This is a genomic window from Methylobacterium sp. CCH5-D2 (genome assembly GCF_001556475.1).
Taxonomy (GTDB): domain Bacteria; phylum Pseudomonadota; class Alphaproteobacteria; order Rhizobiales; family Beijerinckiaceae; genus Methylobacterium; species Methylobacterium hispanicum.
The window spans coordinates 1-10064 of sequence record NZ_LSIX01000893.1; the positions used below are offsets into that span (position 1 = coordinate 1).

At 69.3% G+C, this 10064-nt stretch carries 9 protein-coding genes and 2 pseudogenes; 7 read left to right on the forward strand and 4 right to left on the reverse strand.

Translation table 11 applies throughout. The features are described from left to right. Nucleotides 1-223: pseudogene (locus AX737_RS34820) on the forward strand (methyl-accepting chemotaxis protein); the annotation flags it as partial. Nucleotides 224-295: 72 nt separating this feature from the next. On the opposite strand, the gene AX737_RS23910 reads toward AX737_RS34820, so the two are convergent. Both AX737_RS23910 and AX737_RS23915 read right to left on the reverse strand, forming a co-directional pair. Then, nucleotides 296-1414: a 2'-deoxycytidine 5'-triphosphate deaminase gene (locus AX737_RS23910; RefSeq protein WP_066925732.1), complete on the reverse strand. Its 1119-nt coding sequence runs from the start codon at nt 1412-1414 to the stop codon at nt 296-298. 912 nt (nt 1415-2326) lie between these two features. Then, on the reverse strand, nt 2327-2998 hold the full coding sequence (locus AX737_RS23915; protein WP_012455900.1) for a hypothetical protein: 672 nt from the start codon (nt 2996-2998) through the stop codon (nt 2327-2329). A 568-nt stretch (nt 2999-3566) separates the two neighbouring features. Between AX737_RS23915 and AX737_RS23920 the strand changes: the two genes are divergently transcribed. The 3 genes and pseudogenes from AX737_RS23920 to AX737_RS32455 form a co-directional block, all read left to right on the forward strand. Further along, entirely contained in the window at nt 3567-5021 is a 1455-nt protein-coding gene (locus AX737_RS23920; protein WP_017484323.1) for a tyrosine-type recombinase/integrase, read from the forward strand. 434 nt (nt 5022-5455) lie between these two features. Next, entirely contained in the window at nt 5456-6268 is an 813-nt protein-coding gene (locus AX737_RS23925) for a hypothetical protein (RefSeq protein ID WP_231343950.1), read from the forward strand. A 321-nt stretch (nt 6269-6589) separates the two neighbouring features. Then, nucleotides 6590-6730, forward strand: a pseudogene (locus tag AX737_RS32455) (glutaredoxin); the annotation flags it as partial. Nucleotides 6731-6788: 58 nt separating this feature from the next. Here the strand turns inward: AX737_RS32455 and AX737_RS23930 are convergent. Further along, nucleotides 6789-7016 carry a hypothetical protein gene (locus AX737_RS23930; RefSeq protein ID WP_012455897.1) on the reverse strand — a complete coding sequence of 76 codons (228 nt, stop codon included), beginning with the start codon at nt 7014-7016 and terminating at the stop codon, nt 6789-6791. Nucleotides 7017-7279: 263 nt separating this feature from the next. Between AX737_RS23930 and AX737_RS23935 the strand changes: the two genes are divergently transcribed. From AX737_RS23935 to AX737_RS23945, 3 genes are all read left to right on the forward strand, one after another. After that, nucleotides 7280-8137, forward strand: a complete 858-nt coding sequence (locus AX737_RS23935; RefSeq protein ID WP_012455896.1) for a DNA starvation/stationary phase protection protein — start codon at nt 7280-7282, stop codon at nt 8135-8137. A gap of 367 nt (nt 8138-8504) precedes the next feature. After that, nucleotides 8505-9050, forward strand: coding sequence for a cytochrome b (locus AX737_RS23940; RefSeq protein ID WP_012455895.1), 546 nt, complete (start codon nt 8505-8507; stop codon nt 9048-9050). A 5-nt stretch (nt 9051-9055) separates the two neighbouring features. Beyond that, nucleotides 9056-9751: a VIT family protein gene (locus AX737_RS23945; protein WP_012455894.1), complete on the forward strand. Its 696-nt coding sequence runs from the start codon at nt 9056-9058 to the stop codon at nt 9749-9751. Here the strand turns inward: AX737_RS23945 and AX737_RS23950 are convergent, their stop codons facing one another. Then, a complete protein-coding gene (locus AX737_RS23950; RefSeq protein ID WP_012455893.1) occupies nt 9752-10003 on the reverse strand; it encodes a hypothetical protein in 252 nt (83 codons plus the stop codon). Nucleotides 10004-10064: the final 61 nt, after the last annotated feature.

The following is a 10064-nucleotide window of genomic DNA, read 5'->3' on the forward strand; positions in this document are numbered from 1 at the left end:
GGAGGAGCAGGGCGCGGCGACCCAGGAGATCGTGCGCAACGTCTCGCAGGCGGCCACCGGCACCGCCGAGGTGACGACGAACGTGGCCGGCGTCGCCGGCGCGGCGTCCGAGACGGGCGCGGCCGCCGCCCAGGTGCTGGCCTCGGCCTCCGAGCTGTCGCGCCAGTCCGAGCACCTGAGCGCAGAGGTCGGACGCTTCCTCGCCACCGTGCGGGCCGCCTGAGCGGGCGGCCGGGCACGGGTTCCCGCCCGCGCCCGGCCGGCGCCGTCCAGGGGGCGGCCCTCGGCGGGCCGCTCAGGCGAAGTGCTTCGAGAGCTTGAGGCCCTGGGCCTGATAGTTCGAGCCGGCGCCGGCCGCGCCGTAGAGGGTCCGGGGCAGCGCGGCCATCCGCTCGTAGACGAGGCGGCCGACGATCTGGCCGTCCTCCAGCAGGAAGGGCACGTCGCGCGAGCGCACCTCCAGCACGGCCCGGGCGCCGCTGCCGCCCGCCCCCGCATGGCCGAAGCCCGGGTCGAAGAAGCCCGCGTAGTGCACCCGGAACTCGCCCACCAGCGGATCGAACGGCACCATCTCGGCGGCGTGGTCGGGCGGAACCTGCACCGCCTCCTTCGAGGCCAGGATGTAGAACTGGCCGGGGTCGAGGATCAGCGTGCCCGAACCGTCGGCGGCGAGCGGCTCCCAGAAGTCGCGGACGCGGTGGCGGCCGGGCGCGTCGACGTCGACGAGGCCCGTGTGGCGCTTGGCCCGGTAGCCGATCAGCCCGTCGAAGCCCGCCAGATCCACCGAGACCGCCACGCCCCCCTGGAAGGAGGGCTCGGCCGTGCTGACGAGGGGGGAGCGGGCGTGGAGTGCCGCGAGTTCCGCCTCGCGCAGGCGCGGGTCGCCCCGCCGGAAGCGGATCTGCGACAGGCGCGAGCCCGCGCGCACCAGGACCGGGAAGGTGCGCGGCGAGATCTCGGCGTAGAGCGGGCCGGCATAGCCCGGCTCGACCTGATCGAAGGCCGCCGCCCGGTCAGTGATGACCCGGGTGAACACGTCGATGCGCCCGGTCGAGCTCTTCGGGTTCGCCGAGGCCGCCAGATCGCCCGGCAGCGCGAGGCTCTCCTGCAACTCGGCGATGTAGACGCAGCCGGTCTCCAGCACCGCGCCCTCGCTGAGGTCGATCTCGTGCAGGGAGAGCGCCGCCACGCAGGCGGAGACGGGGCGCTCCCGCCCCGGCAGGAAGCTCGTGCGTACCCGGAAGACGCGCCGCCCGAGGCGTAGGTCGAGGCTCGCCGGCTGGATCTGGCCGGGGGCGAAGGGGGCGTCCGCGCGGATCGCGCCGGCCTCGGCGAGCGCGGCGATGTCCTCGGCCGGCAGGATGCCGTCGGCCGGCAGGCCGGCACCGGATTCCCGCATCGTGCTGGTGTCCATGGCGCGTGGGGTCCCGTGCGAAAAGCTCCTTGTTCCCCGAAGACGCCTAAGCCGCCGTTAAAGGCAAGCGCCCGCGCCCGCCGCGCGCGGTGATCCGGCAAGCGGGGGCCGTCAGCGCGCCGCGATCGAAGGAGCGGCCGTTCTCAACAGGCACGGCCGTCCCGCGCGCGAGCGCCGGCCGATCCGAAAAGATATGCGTGTTCAAGGATTTCGGGGTCCATCAGGCCCTCTGAGGGACCTGGTGGAGCTGAGGGGACCGTTACCCCGGTCGGAGCTAAGCCATTGAACTGGAAAAATACTCTTTCCCCTCCGTGACTTGTCGGGAGATGGCTTGGGAGGGCCATGGGATTTATGGATCCTTGGGCCTCGTCCTACCACCGCCAGGGGTTCCCCGCCTCGGATGGGGATCAGCGGCCTTCGCCGCCAGATCCCGCGGTCATGCTCGACCCGGTCCGTCGTGGTTCCATCCAGCTCGGATGCCGGAGCGGCGACGCTTCGAGAGCCCCACCCCGGAACAACGCATCGACGTGTTCGTGTGTAGGGACAGCCTCGCCCTCGTGCGAAGCGCCGCACGGGTCAAGGGAGCGGCCTTCGCCGGCGTGCCTGTTCTGCCTTGGAGCATGCGCGTTCGCGGTCCGTGATACGGCAGGGGTCCGTTCGACGCGTTTCACCGCCCCGGCCTGATCGGACCGTTCTTGGGTTGCGACAGCGCCGTCGTTCGTCCGCCTGAGGAGGGTGGCAGACCGCGAAGCCTGCCGACCGTCCTCGATCCCGGGCGCGTGCAGGTCATGCCGCCTCCGTCGTCCCCGGCGAGAACCGCAAGCCCATGTGCCGATGGCCCGTGTGACCCCGGGTCGGCAATGCCACGCCGCTCGCCCGCGACTACGGGTGAAGCCGAACGCGAAGGCCGGTTCAGGATGCCTGGCTCATCGCGCCGCGTCCGTCGCCGTAAATGAGCCAAGCTTGCTCGGCCTGGACGCGGTCGAGGAACCGGAGGGCCACGGTTCTGGTGGGAACGCCCTTGGTGCCCTGGCTGATGAGCATGAGCCGGCCTTCGCCCTTGGCCAGCATCTTGCCGACGCCACCGGGAGAGGATGGGTCCGACCAGACCGCGTGCACCACGTCGGCCCGGAGGAAAAGGTCTTCCACGGTCACCTTTCCGTCCCTCACGAGATCGCCGTTTCGGTTCGCCTCATCGACAAGGCGGCGCATCTCGGTCGTGTTCGCACGCAGCAAGGCCGCGACTTCAGGAGAGGGTTGCGCAGTTCCTGGCAAGGTGGTGGACCCGTCGCCGAAGGCATCGTTCAACGCCTCCGCCATGAAGCGGTCGATGCATGGAACCGCGGTCACCTTCCCCTTGAGGCGGCCGGACTTCTCCATACGCCGGCCCACGCGCTTCCCCTTGACGAGGATCACGTGCGGGACGCCCGATCCCTCCCCGTCCGGGAACACGGCCCAGGCACAGTCAGCCGACCCGACGAGCGAGCGCATGTATTCCATGCGTTCCCGAACGGGTAAGGCGTTCAACGCCTGAGCGTGCTTGTTGGCCATTCCGGTTAGCTGTGCCAGGAGCCGCTGGTCCATGTATCCCCCCAAGTTGCGAACAGGGTGCACGGAACAAGACTCGCAGTCGTGAACGCCCAGGCTACCCGCGCCGCAAAAACGATGGCGTGGTTGAGAGCGCGTAACCGGACTCGGACCCTGTGGGCGCTGCTGCATACCCGCGTCGGCACGGTCGCGAGGCTTCCGGAGAAACCCACATCCATATCCCGGTGTATGAGGCGCCCCTCGGCGCGTGATGCGTCCTGCCAAAAGGGAGCAAAGCACCGGCATGACGGTCCGGTCGTGTCATCGGCCCTGCATCTCGCTGGGCATGAAGTGACATGAGCTCGCTCTCGCCGACGCGCATCGGTCCTAGCTGCGCGCCGGGCGGTGGCCATCGTTTCTTATCTACGGTATAATTATTCGCCCACGACTAGCACGGCGACCGGCTTGGGGACCGGGGCGGAGCCGGTTGGCAGCAGCACGACGCGTTAGTGTTGGATCAAGGTACTCGCCCCATCATCGACACTGCAGCGGACCGACGATTGACTGTCTGAGGTGCCCGGCATCCCGCTTGGCAGGAGTGAAGCGTCGCCGCGCTGGGCTCCGCATGGAGTACGTCTTGGCCCGCACGCCCGACCCGAAGAAGGCTTACCTGGAATTGCACGGCGGTACGTGGCGGGTCACGGTCTCGGTTCCGGTACCGGTGCGGCGCGCCCTCGGGGCCACGAAGCTCGTGCACAATCTCGGCACGGACAGCCTCAGGGAGGCGAACGTGCTCAAGAGGAAGCACGTGGAGCGCTTCAAGCGGCGGATCGCGGAGGCCATGGAGGCGGTGGGGCGCCCCGGCGTGGACGACATGAAGATCGCCGTTGAGTTCTCGAAGGTCGCCGAGGAACTCAAGCGGAACGGCAGTGCCGAGGATTGGCAGGAGTTTCAGGAGGCGGTCTACGAGCGCCATGCGGAGATCCGCTGGAAGGACGCGCGTTGGGTCAGGGTCGAAGATCCCGAGGAAGGTCCGAACGAGGTCGAGGAGGCGCTTCCCGAGCAGACCGAGAAGGCCATGCTCTTCTCGGCGATCTCGCACGGTCGGGCGACTCCCGTCGACCTGATGCACGAGGACTACCGCAAGCAGCTCTTCGTCAAGGACCGGACCCGGGCGGACGACGCCCGCGCGCTGCGTTTCCTGCAGGAATGGTGCAAGCGCGAGCGCATCCCGGCCACGCTTCAGGAGATCGACGTGAGGCGCGCGCACGCCTTCGCCGACGCGCTGGTCGAGATGACCGGCCTCCACCACGTGACGCTCAACAAGTACATCGGCCGGCTCTCCGGCTACTGGCAGTGGATGGTGCCGAGGACGGCGGCCGTGTCGGGCAACGTGTTCGCCAACGTCCGCCTCAAGGGCCCGAAGGAGAAGCACGACCAGAAGGAGAGGCCCTTCAAGGACAGTGAACTCGCGGACCTGCTCCGCGGGCCCGCCCCGCCGAAGCTGCGAGACCTGATGCTGATCGGGGCGCTGACCGGGGCGCGGCTCGACGCCATCGTCGACCTGAAGGTCCGCGACACGGCGTACAATTGCTTCCTGTTCAAGCCTCAGAAGCAGGAGGCGTCGGCCCGCTACGTCCCGATCCATGCCGACCTGGCGGAACTCGTCGCCCGGCGAACGGCCGGCAAGCAGCCCGAGGACGACCTTTTTCCGGAATGGCCCCCCGTCAAGAAGGCCGACTCGATGCGCGAGCGCAGCTTCAAGGCCTCGAACCGGTTCACGGAATACCGCCGAAGCGTCGGGGTCGACGAGGTGGTGCCCGGCAAGCGGCGGTCCCTGGTGAATTTCCACTCCTTCCGGCGCTGGTTCAGCAGCCGCATGGAGCAGGCCGGGGTGCCGGGCGAGATGATTTCCGCGATCGTCGGGCACAAGCGCAGCAGCATCACCCTGGACGTATACAGCGAGGGGCCGCACATGCGCGCGGCGCGTCGAGCCATCGCCAAGCTCAAGTTGCCCCCGCTGGACGGCAGCCCGATCCGCGATGAGATGACCCTCAGGCCGCGGGCGCATCCCAGGTAGGGCGCGGTTTCGACGGGCGGTCGGGCGCATCCGGCATCCGCACGGGCAGCCGTCCGCGCGACCGGCTTGCTCCGTCCCCCCCAGGAACCGTTACGGGCAGCGGGTCTCGCCTCGCCCATCGGCGTCGCCCTCGCGTGATGGCCTCGTCCCGGGAGCAAGCGCCTGGGCGTCGCGAGCCACGCGACGTGACCCAAGGTCATTTGTCTGCATCCTGGAGGTTTGCGGTAACCTTCATGACGGCTTCGGGTCGGCTCCGCGCCACCGCCACCTTGTCGCAGGTATTATACTGATGGTATAAATAAGCGTCGCAGGGGGCGAGGTTCGAGCGTGCACTGACGGAGGTGGCAATGGTCGTGGGGTTCTTTTCTGACGATGGTTCCGCTCTTTACGCCGCGCTGTTGGCCAGCTGCGGGCTCGCGTGCGTAGGACGGTTCATGACCGTCATCGACGGACACGAGATCGGGCGGCCGACCTGCGGTCCATCCATGGAGGACGCGGCGGCATCCCGGGCGGACATGTCCGCGATGCTCGCGCGGGCCGCGGCCGGCGGCCAAGCCGACGTCGGCTTCGTCGCCCCGCTCGGCTTCCTGCATGAGGGCGGCGTCTGGACCCACCTCGACGTGGCCGTGGTCTCCGGAGGGGACCCCCTGCAAGCCAGGCGCGCTAGGCGGTCCGCCGGTCACGCTGCCGGCGGAGAGCTCGCGTCCGGCGCGAAGCGTCGGGACGCATCCGATCGCTGCGCGCGGCGCCCGTGGCTCCTGACGTTCGGGGCGGGGCGGCCTCATGGGCCTGCCGCATCGCCCAAGCATGGCCTGCAGGGACGCGGCACCGAAGCCGCCGCGAGGACGCTGCCGGTCCGGGTGCCTTTGCCCGGCCGATCCGTGAAGGCCGCCATGGACCGCGGGCTTCCGACGCTTGAGACCCTACGCATCGGGATCCTGCTGGCGGCGACCTTTGAGGTCGCCGCTGCGGTTCCCGACGCGGCCGCTGTCGAACTCGCGACGATGTCCGACCTGATGTCCCCGGCATCCCATCCGGCTGACCAAGCCCTGGCCGGACGCCTGTCCGATCTGGCGGATCGGCTGGACGACATCGAACGGGCGCTGGGTACGCCGGCATCGCCGGCCGCCTCCAACAGGCGGGATCGGGGCATGCGGAGGATTGCCAGGTCCTGTCGCGACGCCGTCCCGGAACTGCCGGCGGCATCCTGGCCGACGGGCAGCGCATCCGCTGCCGGACCTCGATAGCCGGAATCGCTTCCCGCTACGCGACCGTGCGTCGACACCTGACCCGCCGATCCGGTCTCAAGAAACGCTCCGCCCCTGCCCGATCCGGTTCCGGTAGGGGCGCGAGCCGGCCACGCTGCGTCGGGCGCCCGCTGCGCCCCGCCCAAAGTGGCATCCGAATGGGACAACCAAGTGGGCGCGATGGGCGTCAAGGCCGACGCTCGGATGCCACGCGCGCAGGGTATCGGGTCAGCGCAACCTCATACCCGGCCTCGAAGTCGCGAAACCGCACCCCCGCGGGGCTCGCTCGCAGCGCCCGCTTAGACTCAGTCTCGGTGTTCAAAGGCGGTCCATCTCGACAAGTGCGACATCAAGTGCGCCTGCGTGGGCGGGTCGAGCAAGGTCCCGCTCGGCTTCGTCCCGCTCACCGAGAACGTGATGATGGTCGTTATGGCCTTCTGGATGCTGGCGATGCACCGTTGAGTGTCTTGCGCACCACCCTGGGAACCACCTGCCCCGCGCGAGAACCGGGGCGTAGACCTCAAGCCGGGTCGAGTTCGTTGACCAGCGTCGAGAGGTAGAGGGCGATCCGCCGGCTCGCCGCCGGGTCGGGGGCCGCGACCGAAAAGCCCACGTCGAGGATGTCGTCGCCGTAACGCCTCATCACCGACTCGGCCATCAGCGCGACCTCGCGCTCCGCCTGCGCCGTCAGGACCCGACGTCCGTCGCGGGTCGCCAACCGCACCTCGAAGCGCCGCGTGGACGTCAACGGTTTGCTCCCCTCGGGCGAGGCCGCCCGTCAGCGCGCCCGACGATGAGGTCAAGCAATGAACGGCCTCCGGAAACCTATCCGAAAACGCTCCCGTGACATGGCCGAGACCTCGCCAGGGGACAAGCGGGGCAGGAATCCCCGGTGCCTAAATTCGGGTTCATACCGGAACGAGGGGGAGGCCGTGTTCGTCCCAGCTAGGGCTTCCCGGCTGCCCGAAGGCGTGCGGGACCTCACCCAATGCAGCGTTCCCAAGGTTCCCGATGACCCGTCCGATCCACGCCCTGGCGGCCATGCTCCTCCTGGCCTCGACCGTGCTCACACCAGCCCTGGCACGCGAGGCCGCCCCAGCCTCAACCCCCGCCAAGGCGGTCGCCCCCTCCGCCGCACAGATCCTGGCGCGCATGCAGGTCGCCCAGGAAACCACCGCGACCCAGCCCGCGGGTTCACAGGGCCCTAGCAACAAGACCGAGGGCGTTCGCCAGTCCTCGCAGACCCAGGTGACAAGCCGCCAGCCCCTCGGGGCATTCCCGACGAACGAGGTCAGCCGCCAGCCGGTCATCGACCTCGGTGCCGGCGAGGAGGGCATGAAGAAGGACGTCGCCGCCCTTCAGCAGACCCTGACCGAGTTGCAGCAACTCCAGTTGCAGACCAAGCAGGCGCACTGGAACGCATCGGGCACCCTGTACTACCCGCTGCACCTCCTGCTGCAGGAGCACTACGAGGGCCTGTCGAAGTACGCCGACACCATCGCCGAGCGCCTCCTCGCGGTCGGCGTCTCGGCCGACGGGCGCGCGAACACCATCGTGAAGACTTCCGGCGTGCCGGAGATTCCCGGCGGCTTCCTCGACGATGCGCAGATCCTCGTGTGGTTCACCAACGCCTACAAGCGCGTCGGCGAGGAGGTGCACGCGGCCATCAAGACGACCGAGGACGTCGACCCCACCACGTCGAACCTGCTGCAGGAGGTCGAGCACGGGATCGCCAAGTACCAGTGGCAGATGCGGGCGCAGCTCCAGCGGACGCACACCGACCCGAACACCGGCTGGGACCTCAACGACAACAAGCCGGTCGACCTGCAGGGCCAGCAGGCTCCGGCCCAAACACCCGCCAAGCCCTGACGACAGCCAACCCCGCGCCGTCAGGCGCGGGGTTTCCCCTTGACCCGCGATCAGTTTATATTAATTCCAAACTAGAGATGCGCCCCCGGGATCGAACGACGCCTCAGCCTCCCCTCACGCCCGGCCAGCGAGCCATGTTGCTCCGGCTCGACCGGGAGGGACCGCTTGTCTCGCCCAAGCCCTGGGAGATGCGCACGGTCCGGTCCCTGAGGGAACGCGGGTTGATCCGCCCGCGGCTGTCGAGCCGGGACCCGGAGGGTCTCTGGTTCATCAGCGCCAAGGGCAGGCGAGCCATAGCCCCGGCGGGTCCAGCCGTCGGCGACCGTCATCCCCCGGCAGCATCACCGGCGTAGGCAGGATCTCGACCATGAATGCACCCGACGATACGACACGGCCGACGGCGAGATACGACGGCGGCACCATCGCGCTGCATTGGTTGACCGCGGCGCTCGTGCTCGGCCTATGGCTGGTCGGGACGTTCCTCGAAGACCTTGTCCCAAAGAGTGCCCTGCGCTCCGGCATCTGGTCGGCCCATTTCGACCTGGGCTTCGTCCTCACCGGCCTCGTCGTAGCCTTCCTCATCTGGCGGCGGGCCCGGGGCCGCGACCTGCCGGTCGATGACCCTGGGCCCCTTCATCGCCTGGCGAAGGCGACCCACGCCGCGCTCTACGTCCTGCTGCTGGTCATCGTCGGCCTCGGCATCGCCAACGCCTTCGTGCGCGGTGTCTCCCTCGGCCCGGTCAGCCTGCCGCAGATCGGCGACCCGGAGTGGCGGCGGCCCCTGACTCACTGGCACGGGTTGGCCGCCAACGTGCTGATGGTCCTGGCCCTGTTCCACGCGGTCGCCGCCCTCGTGCACCACTACCTCTGGCACGACGCCGTCCTGCGCCGCATGCTGCCCCGGGGATCCTGACGCCCATGCGACCCGTCCACCAGGAGCGGCACCTGATCGACCGCATCGGCTGGCTGCGAGCCGCCGTCCTCGGCGCAAATGACGGCCTCGTCTCCACCGCGAGCCTGATCGTGGGTGTGGCAGCCTCGTCCGCCAACACGGGTGAAATCCTCGTCGCCGGCAGCGCGGGCCTCGTGGCAGGCGCGATGTCGATGGCGGCCGGCGAGTACGTCTCGGTGAGTTCCCAGGCCGACACCGAGCAGGCCGACCTCGCCCGCGAGCAGCGCGAGCTCGGCGACGACCCGGCCGCCGAGTGGGAGGAACTCGCGCGGATCTACGTCGACCGGGGCCTCGACCATGCGCTCGCCTTGCAGGTCGCGGAACAACTGATGGCCAAGGATGCGCTCGGCGCCCATGCCCGGGACGAGCTCGGCATCTCCGAGGTCACGACGGCTCGGCCGGTCCAGGCGGCGCTGACCTCGGCGGCGACCTTCTCGGCCGGCGCGGCCTTACCCCTGGCGACGGCGGCGCTCTCGCCCGGCAACATCGCGGTCTATACGGTGTCGGGGGCCTCGCTGGTATTCCTGGCGGTGCTTGGGGGACTCGGCGCCAAGGCGGGCGGCGCCCCCATCGCCCGGGCGACGGCGCGGGTGACCTTCTGGGGCGTACTGGCCATGGCCGTCACGGCAGGAATCGGGAGCCTGGTCGGCAAGGCCGTCTGACTACCGCTGCGGATCGTGGCAGTGCATCTTCGGCGGCGCGGTCGCGCAATCGATGGAGCACGTCTGGTCGGGCCGGCAGAACCACTGCAGGGCGCCGGTCTTCAGACACGAGCCGGAACAGTGCCGGTGGGCCGCGTTCGTTGGTTCGACGAAGGACGCCGGCGCGTCCGGTGACGCCGCAGGTTGCTGGGCGAACGCTGCAGGCACGACCGCGAGTTGAACCAGCAGGAACCAACGCAAACGTCTCGCCATCGCAGTCTCCTCGAAAAGCGGCAGGCACACGCCGCATGTCTGCGACGACGATGCAGTGTGT